This is a genomic window from Paraglaciecola sp. (assembly GCF_051252315.1).
Lineage (GTDB): Bacteria > Pseudomonadota > Gammaproteobacteria > Enterobacterales > Alteromonadaceae > Paraglaciecola.
In genome coordinates this window covers 41,075-64,673 of the sequence record NZ_JBPOFP010000010.1, presented here as the reverse complement: position 1 = coordinate 64,673, position 23,599 = coordinate 41,075, and the positions used below count along the sequence as shown (strand labels likewise).

Below are 23,599 nucleotides of genomic sequence, written 5' to 3'. Positions count from 1 at the left end.
AGGACGACCTATCTAGCTCGAGTAATCAGTGGGACGGCCCACAGTTTTGAGTCTGTTATTATGTTTAACACAGTATTAATCGCCAATCGCGGAGCTATTGCCTGCCGAATCATTCGTACGCTTAAAAAGCTAGGTATCAAAAGTGTTGCCGTATATGCCGAAGCAGATAGAGAATCATTACATGTACGAGAAGCTGACTTAGCCTTTAGTTTGGGCCAAGGCCCTGCAAGTCAAACCTACTTAGATCAACAAAAAATCATAGATATCGCCAAAAAAACAAGTGCAGACGCTATTCACCCTGGATATGGTTTTTTAAGTGAAAATGCGGAATTTTGTGATTTATTACAACAACAAAACATTATATTCATTGGCCCTCGCCCACAACAAATGATCGACTTTGGTTTAAAACATCAGGCGAGAGAGCTGGCCGAACAAGCAGGCGTGCCTTTGGTTCCTGGCAGTGGTTTGTTAGCAGATTTACCTGAAGTTATCGACTTTGCCGAGCAAGTAGGTTATCCGGTTATGTTGAAAAGTACCGCAGGTGGTGGCGGCATAGGTATGCAACGTTGTGATAACCAAAGCCAACTAGAAAAAGCCTTTACCAATGTAAAATATTTAGGCGCACAAAATTTTTCAAATGACGGTGTTTTTCTCGAAAAATTCGTACAACAAGCCAGACATATTGAAGTGCAAGTTGTGGGTAATGGTGCAGGTCAAGTAGTGACTTTAGGAGAGCGGGATTGCTCTAGTCAAAGACGTAATCAAAAGGTTGTGGAAGAAACCCCTGCTCCAAACTTGTCAGATGAAATCAGGCAACAAATGTACGCTACAGCTAAACAGCTAATGACGTCGATTAACTACCTAAACGCGGGGACAGTTGAGTACATTTTTGATCAAACCAGCCAACAGTTTTACTTTTTAGAAGTAAACACTCGCTTACAGGTAGAGCACGGAATTACTGAACTTTGTTTCAACGTAGACTTAGTTGAATGGATGTTGCAGATAGCCTTTGATGATGGGTATTCTAAAGGAGACGCATTACAAGCAACGGATCTAGCCCCGATTGATAACTTGGTAAGTAATGGCCATGCAATACAAGCTAGAATTTACGCTGAAAATCCTGCAAAAAACTTCCAACCTTCTTCTGGATTATTAACCCAAGTTGAATGGCCAGAACAATATCAAACCGATACACAAACCCTACGCATTGACCACTGGGTAGAAGCAGGTATTGAAGTGTCACCTTATTTTGATCCTATGATAGCTAAGGTCATTGTTAAATCAGAAGATCGACAAACCGCTATCCAACATTTAGCCGGCAGTCTATCGGCTAGTAACGTATATGGCATAGTAACTAACATTCATTATGTAAATGACATATTGGGCTCAGATATTTTCAATCAAGGAAAAGTGTTTACCCGCACCTTAGATAATATCAAAGCTCAATTTAATGGTTTTGAAGTGATCAAAGCCGGCACTATGACCACAATTCAAGACTACCCAGCACGCACAGGTTATTGGGATATTGGTGTGCCGCCATCAGGCCCCTTCGATTTCTATTCTTTTAATTTAGCCAATCGTTTACTGGGTAACCCCCAAGAAGCAGCGGGGTTAGAAATCACAATACAAGGACCTACTCTCACCTTTCATCAAAAAAGTCAGGTGATGGTGTGCGGTGCAGAAATAGATATTGCAGTAGATGAAAAAACTTACGCAATGAATCAAGTGATTGATATAGCAGCAGGACAAACACTAAAAATTGGCTCGGTGAAAGACGCTGGAGCAAGAGCCTATTTAGCTGTAAGTGGTGGTATTCAATGTCCAGAATATTTAGGCAGTAAGAGTACCTTCACCTTAGGCCAATTTGGTGGACATTGTGGTCGAGCCTTGCGCACTGGCGACTTTATTCAACTACCAGAACATACTCTCAATAATGTTCAGCCACTATCTACGCCAAACGAGCTGGCTGCAAAAATTGATAATACTTGGTCACTAAAAGTGATGTCAGGCCCCCATGGCGCACCGGATTTTTTCACAGAAAAAGACATCCAAACTATTCATCAACATGAATGGGAAGTGCATTACAACTCTAGTCGCACAGGTATTCGCTTAATTGGTCCTAAACCAGAGTGGGCACGAGAAACGGGAGGAGAAGCTGGGCTGCATCCATCGAATATACACGATAATGCTTACGCCTTTGGTACCGTAGATTTTACTGGTGACATGCCGGTTATATTAGGTCCAGATGGACCAAGCTTAGGAGGCTTTGTTTGTCCGTTTACAGTGATATCCGCTGATTTATGGAAACTAGGACAATTTAAAGCCGGTGACAAAGTTAAATTTGAGCTGGTAGATCGAACCGCTGCTCAGCTGATTGAACAAAGCCAAAATACCCAGATAGAACAATTATCTGTTCAGAATTTGAGTTATCAAACCGTACCCGTGACGTCGCCAATACTCGATACATTAGTCACTGATGATGGCGAACCTGATTTAGTGTTTCGTCAAGCAGGGGATAAATTTTTATTAGTAGAGTATGGCGAGTTAGAGTTAGACCTTACACTTCGAGCTCGGGTGCAAGCTTTATTAACCAGTGTGCAAAGCCAAAAGATTGAAGGCGTACTTGAACTCACACCTGGTATTCGCTCTTTGCAAGTGCACTTTGATAATCAACTTATTTCCGTCACTCAGCTTATTAGCCAATTAAAAGCCTTAGATATTGCCTTAGGTGATACCAGTCAACTGGAATTTGCGTCACGGATTGTTCACCTTCCTTTAAGTTGGGATGACGAAGCCTGCCAACTAGCTATTGATAAATATATGCAATCGGTACGTAAAGATGCGCCTTGGTGTCCGTCCAACATTGACTTTATTAAACGTATCAATGGCCTAACAGACATACAGCAAGTGCAAGATATTGTATTTGATGCCAGTTATTTAGTTTTAGGTTTAGGCGACGTTTATCTAGGTGCACCTGTCGCCACGCCTTTAGATCCATGTCACAGATTAGTCACCACTAAATACAACCCAGCCCGAACATGGACTGCAGAAAACTCAGTAGGAATAGGCGGTGCATACATGTGTGTTTACGGTATGGAAGGGCCTGGTGGTTATCAATTTGTTGGCCGAACCGCACAAATGTGGAATCGCTATCGCCGTACCGAGGTTTTTCAAAACCCTTGGCTATTGCGCTTTTTTGACCAAATTCGTTTTTACCCAGTTTCACATGAAGAGCTTGAACAAATTAGAGCTGACTTTCCCATTGGAAAGTGGCAGCCCAAGATTGAACAAACTGCCATATCGATGCCTGAGTTAGCCATTGAATGGTCAAAACAACAACGTGAAATTGATACTTTTGTAGAAAAGCGTGAACGTGCCTTTGAACAAGAAATGAATGACTGGAAAGCCAATGGCCAGCTGGTTTATCAAGAAGACACCGGAATAGATAATGAGCAGGATGATCTCAAACTGGCAGAAGGTGAGTTTGTCATTGAGTCCACTGCCGCTGGAAGTGTCTGGCAAATTGAAGTAGAGCAAGGTCAATCAGTGGCCGAGCAAGACAGTTTGATCATCTTAGAGTCCATGAAAATGGAAATTGGCATCACAGCGCCAGAAGGTGCAACTGTGAGTAAAGTTTTGGTAGAAACTGGCCAACAAGTTCAAGCCGGTCAGCCTTTATTAGTGCTTTCTGCCCAAAGTAATCAAGATTAAGGAATTACCATGAGTTCACCTTTGAATTTAACCATTTCAGCAATACATCAAAGTTATCAAAATGGTGACTATACGCCAGACACGTTAATTGCTGAGTTATTAACTAAAGCTAAACAATATCCGGAATCTTGGATCCACCTACTTTCAACAGAAGAAGTTGCACCATACGTTTCAGCACTAAGCAATAAATCTAAAGAAGACTGCCCTTTGTGGGGCATTCCCTTCGCCATTAAAGACAACATTGATTTAGCTGGCATTGCCACTACAGCGGCGTGTCCTGAATTCAGCTACGTACCTGAGTCCTCTGCTTTTGTGGTAAAACAATTGATTGAAGCGGGCGCTATCCCACTAGGTAAAACTAATTTGGACCAATTTGCCACAGGCTTAGTGGGGACACGCTCCCCTTATGGCGCAGCGCCCAACAGCTTTAACCCTGATTTTATTTCCGGTGGTTCAAGTTCAGGTTCATCAATAGTCACAGCTTCAGGTGTAGTGAGTTTTGCTTTAGGCACAGACACAGCTGGCTCAGGTCGCGTGCCAGCTTGTTTTAATAACCTAATAGGTTTAAAACCATCTAAAGGTTTGTTGTCTACCTCTGGCGTTGTGCCTGCTTGTCGCAGTTTAGATTGTGTCAGTATTTTTAGCTTAACCTCCGAAGATGCACAAAGTGTATTTGAAGTAGCCGCTAAGTTTGATGAGACTGATGGCTTCGCTCGCCAAAACCCTTTGACCAACAAAGGTCGAGTTGACTTTCCAGCCCAGTTTACCTTTGCAGTGCCTCAACCAGAACAACTTGCCTTCTTTGAGAGTCAGCCATATGAACAAGCTTACTTTGATGCCATTAAACAATTAGAGGCCATAGGTGGAACTAAAGTAGAGTTAGACTTTTCACCCTTATTAGATGCGGCAAAACTATTGTATGAAGGTCCTTGGGTTGCAGAGCGGTATGTTGCTACTCAAGAGATTATCAGTAGCAAACCCGAAGCTATGATGGATGTTACCCGCACAATCATTAGCGCTGGCGATAAACCCAAAGCAACTGATGCGTTTGCGGCTTTATACAAGCTACAAGATTTAAAACAGCAAGCAGATAAACTGATGGCCAGCGTAGATGTATTTATGTCACCTACGGCGGGGCGACACTTTACCCTAGCCGAAATAGCTGAAGAACCTATTTTACGTAACTCCCAGCTGGGTTATTACACCAATTTCATGAACCTGCTCGATTTCGCAGCTATTGCGGTTCCCACTGCATTTACCCATGAAAACATGCCATTTGGGGTGACCTTGTTTAGCCCAGCAATGACGGACCAAAAACTACTCACAATAGCCAGTCGTCTGCGAAACCATAATAAATTACCACTAGGTGCCACCCAAATTGACTTCCAAACACAAGATAGTTTATTGCAACCAAGCGAAGGCTATATAGACGTAGTGGTTGCAGGCGCTCACTTGTCTGGCATGCCTTTAAACTGGCAACTTACCGATCGTGGTTCAATACTTAAGGCAAAAACAAAAACAGCCTCTGCCTATCGAATGTATGCTGTTGAAGGAAAAATAGAACGACCAGCTCTATTGCGTATTAACACTGGCGACAAAGCCAATGTAAGTGAGTTTGAGGTAGAAGTTTGGTCTATGCCTATCAGTGAATTTGGCTCATTTGTGCAAGGTATTGCAGCACCACTTGGTATCGGTCAAGTTGAATTGCAATCAGGTCAAGTTGTAACAGGCTTTATTGCCGAAGGCTACGCAGCAGATATCGGAAAAGATATAAGCGAATTTAACGGCTGGCGTGCTTATATTGAAAGTAAATAACTCAAAAAGTTAATTGTACTAATTGTTGAATTTTTAGTAACAATATCTAGAAAGCCTCAATAAATAACCAGCTACTATTTATAGTAGCTGGTTACATTTTACAAATATCAATTGATTAAATTATGCATGCCAATATGACGAAATATGCGCAATTAGCCATTGTCCATGCGTTTGCGTATTTTTATACCTTTGCCATTAGCTGGCCAAGACATTTGATTAAAACTCGATGCCATTTTTTCGCAGAGTGTAAAAAAATTCACTACTATTGAAAAGTCAGTACTGGTATTGTTAACTTAGATTTAGTTAACAATAAAAAGAATAAAAACTATATGTCATCAGTTCAAGGTTCTCTGGTTGTCGTAGGCACGGGTATTAGTGTCTCAGGCCAGATGACACTTCTCACTCAGAGCTATATCAAAGAAGCTGATATTGTGTTCATGGGCATAATGAACAAAATAGGTGAAAATGTAGTACAAAAACTCAACTCAAATTGTCACAACCTCGATGATTTATACCAATCTGGCAAATCCAGAGGTATTACCTACACACAAATGAAAGACCGTATCGTAGAGGCCGTAAAACAAGGCCAACAAGTGGTTGCCGCATTTTACGGCCATCCAGGGGTATTTGTTAATCCATCCCATAGAGCTATCGAAGAAGTACTAGCGCTAGGCTTACCAGCACGTATGTTGCCCGGTATCTCGGCAGAAGACTGTTTAGTGGCCGATTTAGGTCTCGATCCCGCGCAATTTGGTTGCCAGTCGTACGAAGCCACTCAGTTTTTATTTCGCAAATACCACATAGATCCCTACATGATGCAAATCGTTTGGCAAGTTGGCTTAGCGGGAGAACATACCCACACTGTGCTCAATGCCGAACATTGCCAAAATGGTCTGCAATTATTGACGGATACCTTGTTAAAACACTACCCCGAACAGCACCAAATTATTTTATACGAGGCAGCCACTTTTGCTGTTTGTGAGCCCAAAATTGAAAAGTTGCCACTGATTGATTTGCCCAGTGCAAAACCCTCTTTAATTTCAACCTTGGTTGTTCCATCACTTGGCTTGCCTGAGTATGATGAAGAAAAACTGGCCAAGTTAGGTTTAACCAAAGAAGTCGTTATTGAATCACGGAAGTCATAGTTAAACATGACCAAAGGATTATTTACTCATATTTATTATTGTTAATTTAAACGGAGAACATTATGTCTAAATCAATTGTTAATTTTATTGAAGAGCTAGATACAAACGCAAAACTACTTGAAGCATATAAAGCCAATCCAGTTAGTACAGCCAAAACTTATGGCTTGTCTGAAGTAGACACAAAAATTATTGATGACAAAAACTGGGATGAGCTTAGTAAACGTTTTGAAGACTTGGACAAGGCTGCCAAAACCGTTGACTATTAAGGTTTACCGATGCCAATTGTTGGTCTGCTTAAAAAGCATTTAAGCAAACTCATTATTTTAACCTTTTTAGCTCTGCCCATTTGTTATGGGCAGGCTGACTCTGCTGTGTCTGAAAAACAACAAGTTATACAACGATTAGATGGTTTAAAAAAAATCATTCAACAAGATATGCCAACTGCCGACAAAGAGTTGCAGCAGATCCAATCTATTATTAAACAAAACCAATATGACGATTTAACCAGCCAGTTATTAAACTTACAAAGCTATGCAAATATTCTTAAACAGGACTACCAACAAGCTTTCAAAAACCTTTTAGAGGCTAGAAAATCAGCAACTAGGATTGACAATCAACTAGAAATTGCAAAATCCCTAAGGTTTGAAGGACTGATTTTAGATTTTGTTGGCGAACATGCTAAAGCCATAGCCTCCCTGAATGAATCTTTAGCCATATTTAATAGCATTAACCCCAAACAATCCCTTCGAATATATGGCTCATTAGCTAACGTTTATATCTCGTTAAACCAATACGAGCAAGTATTAATGACCGGTAAGAAGCTCTATTCACTTGCACAACAATTTGATAGTGACACTGATAAAGCTGTTGCTCAATGGATAATAGGTGACGCGTTAATTGAGCTCGAACAATTATCTGAGTCTAAATACCATATTGCACTGTCAGAAGAGTTAGCCAAAAAATCCGAATACCCTTTTATCGGAAATTTTTATTCATCAAAAACTAAGTTACATTTAAAAGAAGGCAATTTAGAAGCCGCACTAAATAGCATTATTCAATCAGCTGAGTCTGACAAGAAAGTCGGTTTTTTGTTTGGAGAAGGCCTAAGAACTTTACAACTAGCTGAGGTATACCAGGGTCAGGGTACACCCGAATTAGCCATTGCAGAATTAACCAACAAGTTAGACACCCCCCCTATCCAAAACGACAAACAACAAGTTTTGAAATTACTCGACAAACTCAGCGAGTTACATCAAGCCAAAGGTGATTTTAAGCATGCTTATGAGTATGCCAGCCAATATAGACAGGTATACCAACAAAGTTACAATGAACGTCAATCTCAGCAGTTAGCCCTTAACCAGGCAAAAATGGATGTACAAGAAAAAGATCAACAAATATCTCAGTTGACCAAAGAGCAAGAATTAAACGCACAACTTAACCTGAATCAACAATATGTCATTGCTTTACTTCTAATTATTCTTTTGATGTTAACTATGCTGATTTACCGCAATATAAAACATAAACAGCGGTTACAAGCCTATTCAGAAGAAGTCCAAGCAGCTAACCATGCTAAGTCAGACTTTTTGGCCCGTATGAGCCATGAAATTCGTACACCAATCAATGCCATTTCAGGCTTGACTAAATTGATGCAAAAAAACGCTGAACATATAGAAGATATGACGAATTTGCGCCAAATTGACGAAGCTTCTGATACTTTGATGGGTGTTATCAATGATATTCTGGACTTTTCAAAAATAGAAGCGGGTAAGCTGGATATTGAAACCACGAATTTTCAGCTAGATAAAATAATAGGTACAGCGATTCGTTTACAATCGATAAAAGCCACTCAGAAAAACATTGAACTGATTCAACATATCGCTAGAGATGTGCCTTTATATTTAAAAGGCGATGGTCTACGTATTCAACAAGTTTTGGTTAATTTACTCAGCAATGCGGTGAAATTTACTGACGATGGTTTGGTGTCCGTTAGAGTACAAAACAAACAAACAGACAAGGGTGTTTTGCTCGAATTTTCAGTCAAAGACACGGGTATTGGGCTCAGTCAAAACCAGATTGAGGGGTTATTTCAATCCTTTGCTCAAGTAGACGAGTCTATTTCACGTAAGTATGGTGGCACAGGATTAGGCTTGGCTATCTGTAAAGAACTGGTTGAGTTAATGGGTGGTAAGATCTGGGTTGAGAGTCAGCCTCAAATTGGATCGACCTTTTTTTTCACCCTGCCGCTGGAAGAAGAAAAAAACCAGCACATTAACTCCCCTTCAAAACTACTTTCTGGCCTTAATGTATTGGTAGCCGACGATGTAAGTTTATCACGCCAAGTCATAGCAGAAACACTACGACAAGCGAATATCAGTACAGAATTAGCCGAAGGCGGACAACAGACGTTAAACAAATTACGCCTTGCACAAACCAAACAAAAACCTTATGACCTATTAATCCTAGATTGGAAAATGCCGGATATCGATGGCCTACAGGTTGCTGCCATTATTAATCAAGAGTTTAGCGCCAACAAACCCAAAATCATTATGCTTTCAGCATTTGACTTTTCGCACATGCGACAACAGGCCAAAGACTTAGGCATAAAAAGTTTTATTGAAAAACCTTTTAGCGCCAGTGAGTTAATTAATACTATTCAAGAAACTACTTTTAATATAAAACCAAGCACTTCATTACAATTTACAGAAATGCAAAACGTGCCAGATTTAAGCGCTAAACGCATTTTATTAGCAGAAGATAATACGCTAAATCAAAAAGTGGCACTGGGTTTCTTAAAATATACTAAAGCCGAGGTTATTTTGGTTGAAAATGGCCTAGAGGTGATTGAAGCCTATAAACACCAAGAAGCGTTTGACTGTATTTTGATGGATATTCAAATGCCTGAAATGGATGGTCTAACCGCCACATCAACCCTACGTAATGAGTTTGGGTGTACTTTGCCGATTATCGCCATGACGGCCAATGCAATGAAGCAAGATATACAAAAAAGTACCGATGTAGGCATGACAGCACATATTACCAAACCCATCGACCCAGCCTACCTGTATCAGGTTTTAGCAGAGGTATTACTCGCTAGTTCACCCGTACTAACACAAAAATCAGTCCCCAATATTGAGGAAAAAACCATTCCCTCAATCGAAACATTGCTGATAATGGATCACAAAAATGCCATGCAAAAGCTATTTGTGGACCAAGAGAGCTTTGCCAGCATCTTGGACGATTTTCTTGAGAAAGAACCTGTCATTAATACCTTAAGTACCTTCATCGAAGAACATGACTACCCCGGTATTTACAAAGTCATTCACGACATGCATCCTGCTCTTGCCTACATAGGCGCATACAACTTAGCAAAACTAGCGAAAACGTTAGAAGGCGCTTTGTTTAATAAAACACAGGAAAACGACCCTACCCTGAATGCCCAACTAACCCTGTTTAATCAAGCAATGATTGCACTTATAAACGAGCTTAAAAGCCAGAAGTAGTAAATTTTATGGCAGCTAAATCGCTTTAGGTGCATAGCTATTAGCTGCCATAAATGTGATTAATCCATTAGTTTTTGAGACAAAAACGTGTATTCCAAGGCTGTTCTTTTTCAGGTTGACTACAGCCAATTAACAAACCGGCACTCACAATTGTAATTAGGATTAATAAGGGAATGACTTTCCCATTATTGATTTATCTTTCAGTAAAACGCGTAGAAGGATTTAAATATCAATCCGTATTAAACAAGGAGGGGAGGTTAAGCTAACAGGCGGATATAATAGAATTTAGTTTTTCAGCGCCAGAGATTGACTGCGCTACCTAGATTGTGAGGGGGCTATTGCTGCCGCATTAACCCCCATCAAGAGATGATGTAATGTAATTAACACTAATCTTTATTAGCCTTTGTAACGTGCAACTGTTTGCTGCTGAACACCTAAACCATCAATACCCAAACGCATCACATCGCCTTCTTTTAGGTAAATAGGTGGATTAAAACCTAAACCCACGCCGGGAGGTGTTCCCGTGCTAATAATGTCACCCGGTTGTAAACTCATAAACTGGCTAATGTAGTGCACTAGGAAAGGCACTTTGTAAACCATAGTGTTGGTATTACCGTTTTGAACTTTCTTGCCGTTAAGCTCTAACCAAATACTTAAATTATTAGAATCTTCAATTTCATCTGGTGTAACTAAAAAAGGACCCACTGGGCCAAAGGTGTCACATCCTTTGCCTTTACACCATTGACCTGCTCGCTCAATTTGATATTCGCGCTCTGATAAATCATTCACCACGCAGAATCCAGCAACATAATCCATGGCATCTTCTTCAGAAACATATTTCGCTTCTTTGCCGATCACCACTCCTAGCTCAACTTCCCAATCACTTTTCTCTGACTTAGGGGGTAAAACGACTGCGTCATTAGGTCCGATAATTGATGAGGTTGCTTTGAAAAACAAAACGGGCTCTGGTGGTACGTCCATACCTGATTCTGCAGCATGATCCGCATAATTTAGCCCTACACAGATCATTTTCCCTACTTTAGAAACCACTGGGCCTATTCGTTGATTTTTATCAACTACTGGTAAGGCGCTTAAATCTAACGAGGCTATTTTTTTAATCCAGTTTTTGCTAAAAAAATCTCCATTAATATCACTTACATAAGCAGATAAATCTCTAATAAGTCCCTGATTATCGATAATTGCTGGTTTTTCTTGGCCCTTGGGCCCATAACGAAGTAATTTCATTTAATTTTGTCTCTTCCAAATTGGGGATACTAGTTAACCCGAGCTTAGGTTAGTTATTCAAGGTGACAAAGCCACCGTCTATTGGGAAATTGCTACCCGTAATAAATGCAGCCTCATCAGAGCATAAATAATCAACCAGAGCAGCGATTTCTTGAGGCTCCCCCATACGGCCAATAGGTTGGCTTTTTGATAATTTTTCAAACATTTCTTCTCGGTTATCTGAGTAGTTCTCGTTTAAAAAGTTATCGACGAAGGGGGTATGAACTCTGCCGGGTGAAATACAATTACATCGAATGCCGTCGTGAATGTAATCCCGTGCGACAGAATAGGTCATAGTCAAGACGGCACCTTTACTCATTGAATAAGCAAACCTATCTGTAATTCCTACAGAAGAGGCGATAGATGCCATATTAATAATCACACCACTTTTTTGTTGTTTCATGCTTTCGATACATGCCGAGACACAGTTATAAACACCTTTAACATTAACCTGGTATAAACGGTCTAAATCAGCTTCTGTAGTTTGTTCAATATTTCCCACATGAGCGATACCCGCGTTATTAATTAAGATATCGATAGGCTGTTGTTGGCATAAGTCTGCAAACACTCTTTTTACATCTCCATGATTAGCAATATTTAACTTAACAGCTTTACCCTCTCCACCTTGGTTACGGATTTTATTGACGGTTTCGTTGGCTGCATCTAAGTCCAGATCCACAACCAATATTTTGATTCCCTTTGTCGCTAGGCGTAGACATATACTTTGACCTATGCCACTACCACCACCTGTTACGAGGGCGGTTTTATTCTCTTTTTTCATGCTGTTTACTCTTATTTAAGCCGATAAAACTCGCTAGCAGTGCCAGACCAAAAACGACTTTGCTCATCTAACGCCAATTCACTCACTAAACGTTGGCTGAGTTCAAACCAATTTTTATAGCTACTGTTAAGATTAACCACAGGCCAGTCACTGCCCCACATCATTCGCCTAACCCCAAAAACACTTAATACATGCTCAAAATACCGAGTGAAATAAATAATATTTTGCTGGGTTTTACTGGCTTCGGTGGGTAATCCTGAAACTTTCACATACACATTAGAAAGCTCTGAAAACACTGACAAAGCCTTAGCCCAAAGCTCAAATTCATTTTGACTAATACTAGGTTTCGCACAGTGGTTAATCACGATATTTAAACCTGGGTATTTTTTAGCAATTGCAAAAATTGCAGATAAATGTTCTCGCCGTACTAAAGCATCAAAAGTGAGCTGATGCTCCACCAGCAACTCAAATATTGGCTCAAAGTTGGGTTTTAGAATCCAATTAATGTCTTCAATATCCTGAAGCATGGGCCGAATCCCTTTGAAAGCAGTATTTCCTGCTAACATCAGCAATCGATTGGCCACGAGTAAGGGTGAATCCAACATATTCACCCACCCCACAACCCCAGCTATAACTTTATTTTCTGTTGCTAAAGCCAACAAAAAATCAGTTTCTGCGTCTGTCTGAGCCGCTTGTACGACTACTGCCTTATTCACACTCAAGCCTAGGGTTGTTTGCTGCCAGTCTTTTGGTAAAAAATCTTGATACAAGTCACCTAATTCTGCAGAAAGCCAAAAATAATCTTTTCGGCTCAACTGCCAAAAGTGTAGGTGACTATCGACTATTTCTAATGGCTGTATAAGCGTCATAACAGGTTTTCTCTAGGCACTGGGGCTTCTTGTTGTAGTAATCCAAAATCTTTTAATGTCTGCCAAAACTCAAAGGGAATATATTCTGAAAATAACTGATGTGTTTTTATTGCCCTATCTACACTACCAATACCTGGAATTACGGTGGCGATAGCTTTGTGGGCTAATGGAAACTGCAATGCTGCGGCAGCTAAAGATACATCAAATTCACTACAGACATCTTCAATGTCTGATACTTTTTGAATGATGGCCTGAGGAGCGGGTTCATAATTATAAGTTGGAACACTTTGCCCTTTTACACCCGTTGCCAAAATACCCGAATTATAAGGGCCCCCTAATATAATAGAGGCACCATGCGCTTCACACTTTGGCAAAAAGCTCGTTAACGCTTGTTGTTCTAGCAAGGAATAACGACCGGCCAATAAAAAGCAATCAAACTGTCCAAGTTCCATTACCCTCTCACAAATTTCAGTTTCATTAACGCCAAGCCCAACAGCTTTTATCAACCCTTGATGACGTAATTCTGCTAATGCCTTGTAACCACTATTTTGAAATTGCTGATAGAAATATTCGTCCTGCGCACCATGGGTATCAGGTCCAATATCATGCACCAATAGAATATCAATTTTAGCCAAACCTAAACGCTGTAAGCTATCTTCAAATGAACGCATAATGCCATCATAGGTATAGTCATAATGAGCATCAAAAGGCATGGGTGTATCAAACCCGTATCTCAACTTTGCTGTGTCTGCATTAATGTCTTGCGTGAGTATCCGGCCCACTTTGGTCGATAAAACATAATCATTCGAGTTAACAGAGCGTAAAACATCCCCTACCCGCCTTTCACTTAATCCAAGCCCGTACCTTGGTGCCGTATCAAAAAGGTTTATGCCTAAATCAATCGCGGCTTTTAACGTTTTTTTGGCCTCATCATCAGATACGGCTTTATATAAATTACCTAAAGAGGCCGCTCCAAATCCTAGAGTCGATGCCTCTAGATCAGTTTGACCTATCCGTCTTGTGGGTAGAGTGGACATGGTTGAATTATCTCCTGCAAGAACACTTTTGATAACAAAGTGTTTATCTATGATTAGCCCGTTACAACTTAGCTACTTCTAACTCTAATTTTAGCTAACGACTATTTTTAAGGTTTAACGCCGCCGTGTAGGATCATGGTGCCCCACTGCTTTAACCAAGTGCGTTTATCTTTTTCGCCAGACCACCAATTCTCATGGTGAAAATTTCCCCAATTACCTGCTCCATCTTGTTTATCATCTAAATCACCCACCGCAATATTTAAGCCCATTTTAGTCACGGGCATATCGGCTGACCAAAACAGTCCAGGCGAGATTTCTAAACAGGGATCAGGGCGTATTTTCCATTCAACCGTATAGCCCTTTCCATCAGGTTTGAATTGTACTTTGGCTTCCATAGCTTTAGTCATTATCCATTGTTGGTAATTGTTCCAGGCCGACTCCATTGAACGTTCTTCACCTTCCATTAGGCCAGCTACGCCAACACCACCCAAACGAGATTTATGCGTACTGACCACCATTTGCCAACTATGCCCATTTCCTTTATTTAACTCGCCATCATCTTGGCTATATTGGTTTTGAGCATTAATCAAGACTTCCACACTATCGCCAAACCAAGGAAAACCTTCTCGCGTAAGTTTGTGAGCATTTACATTCTCTTCAGGCAACCAACGTTCGGTATCAATGGCGTACAATTTATTGTCAGTGATATCAAAAGCGAAATATAAAAATTCCTCATCATGTTTGATCCACACTTTGCCCGACAAGTCAGCCGAGTCCAGAACGGCTGAAAACTGTGGTGTCCAATCTTTAATTCCGCTAATGAGTGTTGCGTCTTGGTATTCATTTTCAGAAATATAACCATCAAATTCTGGTGTACGACCACGGTAAACAGCGACCTCGTTAGGATTAGAATTGAGCTTAGATTCAGCTGTGGATTTAGACTGTGAATTAGGCTCAGCGGGAACCACTTCTGCTGCTGTAGGTTCATTTACCCCCCCTTTACCGGTAGATAAGTATTGAAAACCAGCATATAAACCAATCATGATCAAAGCCAAAATTGCCCATCCACGCCATATACTTTTGGACGTTTTGTTGTTCTCTGAAAGTTCTTTGTAGCTAGGTAAACACTCTTCTTCCGCAGAATGCTGAGTCAACAAAGACAGAACAATGGTCAGAGCTGAGGTAAAAAGAAACAGATAAAAAGATAACATTAAGAAATGCGGCCAATGTTCAAACAACCCAAAGGTCACCCCATTAACGCTTAAAAATCCTATGGAGATACAAGTGATACAACCAATAGCAAAACTGTAAATGGCTGCTGTTGAAGTAACACGTCGCCAAAATAAGCCCACCACAAACAGGGTGGTAAGAGGTGGCGCTAAAAACGCAATCAAACTTTGTAAGAGTTCAAATAGATTTGCCGCCACATTTTCCATGGCAATGGCCCAAAAAAACGCTAATAGGCTAGCAACTAGTGTCACTATTCGGCCGACCATACGGGTTTCTTTGTGCGTCATCTCTCTATTTTTAGCCACGACTGGAGCGTAAAAATCTAATGTGAATATGGTACTAAAAGAATTAAGTCCAGAATCTAAAGTGCTTATTAAGGCAGCCATAAGTACAGCTATCATCAAACCTCTAAACCCAACAGGCATATACTCACTGACCATGGCGATAAATGCGCCATCGGTGTTTTCTAAATTTGGCTGTAATCCAAAGAAAATAATACCCGGCAAGATGAATATAAAAGGAGGAAGAATCTTTAGTACACCTGCTAGCAGCACACCTTTTTGTGCGGTAGGTAAGTCCTTCGCAGCAAATACTCGCTGCACTATGGTTTGATCCGTACACCAAAACCAAACCCCCATAATGGGGTAACCTAAAATAAAGGCCAACCAAGGCACACTTTCAGAGTCGAAATCTATTAACTTCCAGTATTCAGGCGGGGTTTTAGCCATTAAGCCATCAATTCCGCCGATTTCATAAAGACCAATAAATGTTAGGGCAGACATGCCGACTATCATTAAAATAGTTTGAAATACATCCGTTGCGATAACCGCAGCTAATCCGCCGACCACAGTAAAACTGGTTGCCACAGTTAATAACAAGGCAACAGACGCCCATAATTCCCAGCCGGTAAATTGAGAGAACAACAAACCACCTACATACAAACCACCGCCCAACCAAATAATCACTATAGTGAGCAAAGAATAAGCGGTAAGAAGACGGTACATGGTTTCGCCGAAACGACGTTTAATAAATTGTGGAATAGTGGTGATATTTAAGGATAAATAGTACGGCGTAAACACCATTGCCAATAAAAATAAAAATATCCAAGCGAACCATTCAAAATTAGCAATCAACATACCTGAGCTGTATGCCGCGCCAAAACTGGCAATTAAAAATGAAGGGCCAATATTGGTCCCCCAAATAGACATACCTATGCTGGCAAAACCAACTCTTTTGTCACCGACAAATAAGCTACTGTTTTTAGCTTGTCGCATGGAGACAAATAAACCAACGGCCATTAACAAAACGAGGTAAATACCGATAACGTAGTAATCTATTGAATGGAGCACTGCTATTTCAACCATATTTATTCGTACATTAAAAAAAAGAAAATGACGCTAAACCCTAGCGTCATTTTCTAACCACACACTTTTAATTAAAAAGCCGCACGAACACTCAACACAGCTGTTCTTGGGCGAGTCACATAATCTCGGAAATTAGTACTTTCGTTGATGTAATTACGAGAGTTTTCTTCCGTTACATTAATAAGATTTAAACTCACGTCAATGTCTTCATTCACACTGTACGAGAAGTTCATATCTATTTGTCCTGAACCTTCACCAAATGCTGGTTGGTTAGCACGGTCAAATCCGCCGCCAAGGGCTTGGAAATAATCGTCACGGTAGATGTAGGCTAAACGAGCTGAATATTGCTCTGTTTCGTAATACGCAATCGCATTGATATTATGCTTTGAAGCACCTGGGAAACCATTATCTAACAAAGGATTGTTATCTAGATTTTCAAATTCAGACTCTACAAAGGTATAGTTAGCTTGCAGACCGAAATCCCCCATTACAATATTTCCACCGAGCTCAAGTCCGTATACCTGCCCTTTAGCCACGTTAATTGGCTGAGTGGTGTCAAACAATTGATTATATCCATCAATGGCGACATCAGTTCGCGCTTCACGTAATACGAAGTCTGATACATCTTTATAGAAAAGGCTGGCAAATAAAGCACTACCTTCATCTGTATAGTATTCTAACGTTGTATCAAATGACCATGCTGTGTATGGATTCAAGTCAGCATTACCGATTTCAGCCGTTGAGTTAATAGTAGAGTCGTAGCCGATACCGCTTGTGTCTTGTAAATTTACCGAACCGTTAACCTTTAAGTCAGTATATTCAGGCTGAGACATGGTTTTTGCCAAACCAACACGCCATTGCGTATTTTCATTTAACTCAAGCATAAAGTTTGCACTGGGTAAGACTTGAAAATCAGTATTATCTGCTTCCGCGCCCACATTGCCTAACTCTTCAACCACTGCGTTCACAGAGTTCACTATACGAGTCGATTGAAAACCGTAAACTGTACGGTCTGTTGCCACTGCTCGTACACCCATGTTCGCTGTAAAGTATCTATCACCAATATCACCGTCCAAATCTGCTTGCACATAAAAGGCCGTAGTTTTTTCTTCAACTACAAATGAATTGGCTTTATCTAGCGGCAATCCTGCACTGTCATTAGCATTTAACAACGACCCATTAACAGCGGCATCGGAAGCTCTTTCGTTGAAAACACTTGAGAACAATGCGGCTTGTGCGTCGTAATCAGCAACCAAATATTGGTCGAAGTTAATGCCAGAGCCTGGAAACAATGGCTCAGTTACGCTTCCATCAAATGATGCGGCAGCTAAATCAGCGTCATCCCATATTAAGGTGAATCGACCCGTTTCACGCACATCAATTTCAGTATCTGCTCGACGAACACCTGCTTTAATCTTCACACCATCATCAAGTACCCACTCCGCATCTAACTTTATGGCTAACTGCTCATTGTTTCCTCGACGATCTCGACCAAAAAAGCCCACACTAACATAAGAATCTGGATCGTTAACTTCGCTTCCGTAGCTAAAAGAAGGTACGTCTCCGGTTCCATCAAAACGGAAATCACTTGGGTCAAGTCCATAAGCGCCCATGATCCCTAAACGCAAATCTTGAACAAACTCCACACTTGAATAAGAAATGTCAGCCTTTAACGTGAAATCGCTATAGTCGCCATAAACAGCGTTAAAACCAATCACATTGTTTTCAGACAAGTTATCAAACAACAGATCAAAATTTTCTACTTTAAAGTCTCCACCCGGGTTGGTAACACCTGCACCATTTACTGACTGCACAAAATTATTTTCAATTCCAATGGCACTTTGATCAAATACACCATTGTAATCAAAGAATAAATCGACTGTTGGACGTTGAGAATAAACATCATAGGTGGAGGTATAACCGTTAACGCCAAGTTTTAAATCGTCCTTTGCTTGCCACTCAAGTCCGTAAGACACAGATTGACGTTCTTTACTTCCACGAATTGCGTTCAACGATATACGACTATGAGATATCACACCTTCTTCAACTCTGTCGGCAATACCATCACCGTTTGTATCAATTTGAATATCTCGTTCTTGAGCGCGGGTAAATGCTTCGTCTACCGAATAATCAGCGTCAGAGGTCACTATAGCCACATAACCAGCCAAAGTATTATCAGCATTTTTAGCGCCGAACACACCAGAAAACTTAGGTGACCAATCTTCAGTCAAACTGTCATTAATAGCAGAGACAGTCACTACGCCACCGTAATTTTTATTATTCTTATATAAACTATTAGCTTTTAATGGCTCCATTGTTTGCAGCTCTACTGAACCGCCTATCCCACCTTCAATGGTAGCGGCTGTTGGCATTTTACGTACTGCAACACCACTAATAATCTCTGTAGGAATGACATCAAGGTTAAACTGGCGAATGTTACCAATACCTTCATCACCATGAGATAAAGGTGTTCGGCCATTCACAGTCGTATTAACAAATAATGGCCCCATGCCACGTATTGAAGCACGATCACCGCCAATCCCGTTATCATTACGTTGAATTTGCACGCCTGGGATCCGAGCTATAGCGGCACCAATGTTGTCGTCTGTAAATTTACCTAGGTCTTCACTGGTAATGGCATCAACCACACCTTGAGCACTACGCTTAAGGTTTTGCGAATTAATGATGCTGCCTCTAATCCCTGCTACTACTTCGATGACTTCTGTGTCATCGGCTTTGGTAGTGGCATTGCCTGCGTCTTGAGCAGCAATATTAAAGTGTGTAAATAGCAACCCTGAAGTAATAGCAGTTGCGAGAATAGATTTGTTAAATTTCATGTGTGCTCCCCATTATTGTTTTAATGTCGAGATAACGATATTCATCACCAACTCAACCTATGTAATCAAATATTACACAGACCTTTTAAAATATCAACACTATTTGTTAATATTTTAACATTCACTTAAAATGATTTTAATATTGACTTTCAATATATCATTAAGCTAAATTGATAACCACAGTGAAACTTAATGAACCAGAATTAATGCTGGAATTACAATATGTTTAATAGCATATCATTTCATAACAAGTACGAACCAGGCCTCATTAAGTATACAAAAACCCACTAATCGTAGTGTTGACTATACAATCACTATGTAATTCGATGGAAGCCGAAGGCAAAAAATGAATCTAGCATCTGATATATCAGACAATAAGTTAAAACTCAGTGAAGACGCATATAATAAACTAAAAGAAGGGATATTAAGCGGCAACATTATAAGAGGAAAAACTTATACCCAAGGAGAAGTGGCTAAAACGCTCGATATGGCCATTAGCCCAATCAAAGTGGCTATTAATAAGTTGGAGTCGGAGGGGTTGATTAAAGTTTTCCCAAGAAGTGGTATACAGATAATAGATACCGACTTTGCACTGACAAGAAATACTTATCAACTAAGAGTCATTCTCGAAAGAGAAGGATTAAAGTCATATATTCGTTCTGTTACTGATGCCGAAATCCAAAGTTTTAAGACCCGACATATCGAGCTACAACAGGCAATATCTTCCCCGTCTAGCAAGATTAACGGACAAACAGAGTTAGCTAAGTTGGATTCTGAATTACATAAAAAATTCATCTTGTCACTGGATAACCAAATCATCACTAAATCTTACTTAGCTAATGAAGATTTAATCAGACTCACACGGTTAGATCGCTTAGATTTAGCTTCTGAAGAGATGATTTCTAGCTCTATAAAAGAACACCTTGAGTTGATAAACGCCATTGCTGCTAGAGACCAAATTAAAGCCCTTGAATGTTTAGACGATCACTTAGCCAAGTCAATCAAAAGAGCCATGGGACTATGGGGCTTTTAATAAATGCATTGCCACTTTATACACATTATTAAACAGGAACATTATGATTTCTAACATTAAAAACATTCGCATCCATTGCTTTGATTACCCTAGGGATAGGGTCATTGGTGATTCTCAAATCACCTCAACCAATGTGTGGATTGGTGCATTGCAAATTTTTGATACTAATGGCTTATCCGGATTAGGTTTTTTCCAATCTCTAACTGCGCCTTTACCTAGTGCTAATGTTATAAAATCCATATTAGAATCGACTTGCTTAGATGGCATACTTGGTCAATCACCAGAAGCCCTGATCCATAAGATATCAAGACCCAGAGGAGGTAACATACAGCACCTTCCTTATCACTTGGACCAAGCCATAGATCAAGCTTTGTGGGACTTAACGGCAAAACGAGTGAACTTACCTTTATTCAAATTGCTTGGCGGGGATCAGGGCAAAGTCAAAGCTTATGGTAGCGGTGTATGCTTTCATCTATCTGATCAAGAAGTGACAAATTTTTATACCTCAGCACTCCAACATAATTTTAGTGGCTATAAAGTAAAAGTTGGGCACTCTGAATTAGCATGGGATATTAAAAGATTACAGTTAGTGTCGGAAATTATCGGTAAAGATAAATTGTTGATGATTGATGCCAATGAAGCTTGGTCTCCTAAAGAAGCTATATTTAAAATTAGAGCTTACGAAAAGGCTGGGTTAGATATATTTTGGATAGAAGATCCAATCTTGAGACATGATATAGCGGGCCTGCAAGAGGTCAAAGCCGGACTCAAAGATACTTATTTAAACGCAGGTGAATATCTGCCTTTAAGTGGTAAAAAAGCCCTAGTCGATAACAACGCCGCTGATATCCTAAATATTCATGGTGACTTCTCAGCAGCATTAAAAATAGGCTGGTTATGTGCAGAAAAAGGCATTCCTATTGCCCTAGGAAACACACCTATGGAAATGGGAGCACATATTGCTTCTGCGTTACCTGAAACCGTCTATACAGAACATTCCATGCTGAATTGGGACTATATAATCGACAAACCTTTTGCCGTAAAAGATGGCTATATTTTGTTACCCGATGATTCAGGACATGGCCTAACTCTGTCAGAGCAAGCGATTAAAGAGCTTAAGCCAAGCTGTGCATAGATTTTTAGCTATATAATCGGCTTCCCCAGACTTAAGATATTTCAATAATGAAAATTGAAATATCTTAAGTAACAACCTTACCCTCTCACTTGGTAGAAAAATGCATCAAACTAAAATATTAAACTGGGGAATAGTCAGTACCGGTCAAATTGCTGATAAATTTTGTACCGACATGCCATTTGTAGAGAATGCCAAAGTAACTGCTGTTGCCGCAAGAAAGCTCGAAGATGCTGAGCAGTTTGCACAAAAACATAATATTGAAAAGGTTTACCAAGGTTACCAAGCGTTATTTGATGATCCTTTAATAGATGTCATATATGTCGCGACACCACATAATTTCCATTTTCAACAAGTCTATGCAGCCTTGATGGCGAATAAACATGTGTTATGTGAAAAGCCCATCACTATTAGCAGTAAAGAATTTAAAACACTTTCATGTTTAGCTAAGAAGAAAAATCTATTTCTAATGGAAGCCATGTGGAGCTACTTTCTGCCTGCTGTGTTACAAGCTAAAAAGTGGGTTGAACAAGGTCGTATTGGCAATATAAAACATATCAAAGCTGATTTTGGGTATGCTGTGCCCTACGAACCTAAAGGTCGAATGTATAACCCTGAGTTAGCCGGAGGTTGTTTATTCGATATGGGCATTTATCCACTAGCCATAGCTCACTGTTTTAAACCTGCACCGCTTAGTGAAGTGAATATTAAAGTGCAATTTGCTAAAACAGGCGTAGATAATGATCTGGTCATATTAGCCAAAGCCAATGAGGTAACACTTTCGTTAGCCACATCTTTTCAATGTCGTTTACAAAATGCAGCGTTAATCATTGGTGACAAGGGTTACATCAAAATTCCAAATTTCTGGCGGGCGAAATCTTGCGCTCTATATCAACTAGATGAAAAAATTGAGGAATTTAATGACGCCTCTTTAGGGTGGGGATTGAACCACGAAGCAACACAGGTGTGCAGCGCAATAATAAACAACCAAATTGAGCATGCAATCATGCCCCATTCTGTTAGCTTGTTACTGCAGCAACAAATAGAACAAATTAAATCGCTATTTTAAAACATTCCCATGTGGCGATGTAGCGCTTCTTTAAAATGTAAAAGTAATCCATGTGACGCCGCTTCTTGATCTCTATCTAAACAAGCTTGCAGTATTTCAATGTGTTCTAGTAAAGAACTTTTGACTAAATTGGGTGTAAAGTGATGTTCTAGTTGAATAAGCTTTATATAATATTTCAGGCGGGTTGCCGTCACCTCAACAAATTCATTTTTTAAACTTGAAATCATAGTACCGTGAAATTTCATTTCTATGGCTTCTATGTCTTCTAACATGCCTTTAGTAATACCCTCTTGAGCTAGTTTTTCGATTAACTTATGGTGTTCGTCAATCAAATCAGTGATTACACTTTCATGACCGTACTGGGCAAAGTGACGTGCGGCAGCGCTTTCAATGATTGAACGAAATTGATAAGTCGCACGGATAAACTCTAAATCAGGTTTTCTAAACTGTATGCCCGACCTTGGATGGATAATGAGCATTTTTTCGCTTTCGAGCACACGCAACGCATCTCTTAATGGCTGCATTGGAATATCCATCGACTTAGAAAGTTCACTCTGTGACATAAACGCACCGGGTGCTAATCGTCCGTCAAAAACCCATTTAAGAATTTTGTCATAGGCGGCTCTATTTAGGGATACCCCCTGATTTGACGATGGCTTTGCCGACTCACGCTCTATAGCGGGGGCTTCTTTTTGTTTTTTTGCCACTTACTTAAAACTCCTGTGCAATCTGCCTACTCTCCAGCAGACTAGTTTACGTAAAACTAACTAAAATACAAAACTACTCAAGATA

Annotated in this window: 15 protein-coding genes; 8 read left to right on the top strand and 7 right to left on the bottom strand. The window is 40.1% G+C overall.

The genetic code is table 11. The features are described from left to right. The first annotated feature begins 60 nt into the window (after nucleotides 1–60). The 5 genes from uca (at nucleotide 61) to ACSHXM_RS03435 (ending at nucleotide 10,171) form a co-directional block, all read left to right on the top strand. Nucleotides 61–3,711, top strand: coding sequence for an urea carboxylase (gene uca, locus ACSHXM_RS03455; RefSeq protein ID WP_435687331.1), 3,651 nt, complete (start codon nucleotides 61–63; stop codon nucleotides 3,709–3,711). Nucleotides 3,712–3,720: 9 nt separating this feature from the next. Beyond that, entirely contained in the window at nucleotides 3,721–5,526 is a 1,806-nt protein-coding gene (gene atzF, locus ACSHXM_RS03450) for an allophanate hydrolase (protein WP_435687330.1), read from the top strand. 329 nt (nucleotides 5,527–5,855) lie between these two features. Continuing rightward, on the top strand, nucleotides 5,856–6,671 hold the full coding sequence (locus tag ACSHXM_RS03445) for an SAM-dependent methyltransferase (protein ID WP_435687329.1): 816 nt from the start codon (nucleotides 5,856–5,858) through the stop codon (nucleotides 6,669–6,671). Nucleotides 6,672–6,733: 62 nt separating this feature from the next. Beyond that, nucleotides 6,734–6,937: a hypothetical protein gene (locus ACSHXM_RS03440; RefSeq protein ID WP_435687328.1), complete on the top strand. Its 204-nt coding sequence runs from the start codon at nucleotides 6,734–6,736 to the stop codon at nucleotides 6,935–6,937. 9 nt (nucleotides 6,938–6,946) lie between these two features. Beyond that, complete coding sequence (locus ACSHXM_RS03435) at nucleotides 6,947–10,171, top strand: response regulator (RefSeq protein ID WP_435687327.1); 3,225 nt, start codon at nucleotides 6,947–6,949, stop codon at nucleotides 10,169–10,171. A gap of 396 nt (nucleotides 10,172–10,567) precedes the next feature. Here the strand turns inward: ACSHXM_RS03435 and ACSHXM_RS03430 are convergent, their stop codons facing one another. The 6 genes from ACSHXM_RS03430 to ACSHXM_RS03405 all read right to left on the bottom strand — a co-directional run bounded on the left by ACSHXM_RS03430 (nucleotide 10,568) and on the right by ACSHXM_RS03405 (nucleotide 19,573). Continuing rightward, the gene (locus ACSHXM_RS03430; protein WP_435687326.1) at nucleotides 10,568–11,416 is read right to left on the bottom strand and encodes a fumarylacetoacetate hydrolase family protein; all 849 of its coding nucleotides are present in this window, start codon (nucleotides 11,414–11,416) and stop codon (nucleotides 10,568–10,570) included. Between the two features lie 49 nt (nucleotides 11,417–11,465). Continuing rightward, complete coding sequence (locus tag ACSHXM_RS03425) at nucleotides 11,466–12,236, bottom strand: SDR family NAD(P)-dependent oxidoreductase (protein ID WP_435687325.1); 771 nt, start codon at nucleotides 12,234–12,236, stop codon at nucleotides 11,466–11,468. An 11-nt stretch (nucleotides 12,237–12,247) separates the two neighbouring features. Then, nucleotides 12,248–13,105 carry an amidohydrolase family protein gene (locus ACSHXM_RS03420; RefSeq protein WP_435687324.1) on the bottom strand — a complete coding sequence of 286 codons (858 nt, stop codon included), beginning with the start codon at nucleotides 13,103–13,105 and terminating at the stop codon, nucleotides 12,248–12,250. Continuing rightward, nucleotides 13,102–14,142 carry an aldo/keto reductase gene (locus tag ACSHXM_RS03415; RefSeq protein ID WP_435687323.1) on the bottom strand — a complete coding sequence of 347 codons (1,041 nt, stop codon included), beginning with the start codon at nucleotides 14,140–14,142 and terminating at the stop codon, nucleotides 13,102–13,104. The genes ACSHXM_RS03420 and ACSHXM_RS03415 overlap by 4 nt, the downstream gene beginning before the upstream one ends. Before the next feature lie 107 nt (nucleotides 14,143–14,249). Then, nucleotides 14,250–16,736, bottom strand: coding sequence for a sodium:solute symporter family transporter (locus ACSHXM_RS03410; RefSeq protein WP_435687322.1), 2,487 nt, complete (start codon nucleotides 16,734–16,736; stop codon nucleotides 14,250–14,252). Nucleotides 16,737–16,807: 71 nt separating this feature from the next. Further along, nucleotides 16,808–19,573 (bottom strand): TonB-dependent receptor, encoded by a 2,766-nt coding sequence (locus ACSHXM_RS03405; protein ID WP_435687321.1) that lies wholly within the window; start codon nucleotides 19,571–19,573, stop codon nucleotides 16,808–16,810. A 346-nt stretch (nucleotides 19,574–19,919) separates the two neighbouring features. Between ACSHXM_RS03405 and ACSHXM_RS03400 the strand changes: the two genes are divergently transcribed. The 3 genes from ACSHXM_RS03400 (at nucleotide 19,920) to ACSHXM_RS03390 (ending at nucleotide 22,807) form a co-directional block, all read left to right on the top strand. Next, on the top strand, nucleotides 19,920–20,606 hold the full coding sequence (locus tag ACSHXM_RS03400; protein ID WP_435687320.1) for a GntR family transcriptional regulator: 687 nt from the start codon (nucleotides 19,920–19,922) through the stop codon (nucleotides 20,604–20,606). 43 nt (nucleotides 20,607–20,649) lie between these two features. Continuing rightward, nucleotides 20,650–21,741 carry a mandelate racemase/muconate lactonizing enzyme family protein gene (locus ACSHXM_RS03395; protein WP_435687319.1) on the top strand — a complete coding sequence of 364 codons (1,092 nt, stop codon included), beginning with the start codon at nucleotides 20,650–20,652 and terminating at the stop codon, nucleotides 21,739–21,741. Between the two features lie 100 nt (nucleotides 21,742–21,841). Further along, the gene (locus ACSHXM_RS03390; RefSeq protein ID WP_435687318.1) at nucleotides 21,842–22,807 is read left to right on the top strand and encodes a Gfo/Idh/MocA family protein; all 966 of its coding nucleotides are present in this window, start codon (nucleotides 21,842–21,844) and stop codon (nucleotides 22,805–22,807) included. Here ACSHXM_RS03390 and ACSHXM_RS03385 read toward each other — a convergent pair. Then, nucleotides 22,804–23,514 (bottom strand): GntR family transcriptional regulator, encoded by a 711-nt coding sequence (locus ACSHXM_RS03385; RefSeq protein WP_435687317.1) that lies wholly within the window; start codon nucleotides 23,512–23,514, stop codon nucleotides 22,804–22,806. The genes ACSHXM_RS03390 and ACSHXM_RS03385 overlap by 4 nt on opposite strands. Nucleotides 23,515–23,599 lie beyond the last annotated feature (85 nt).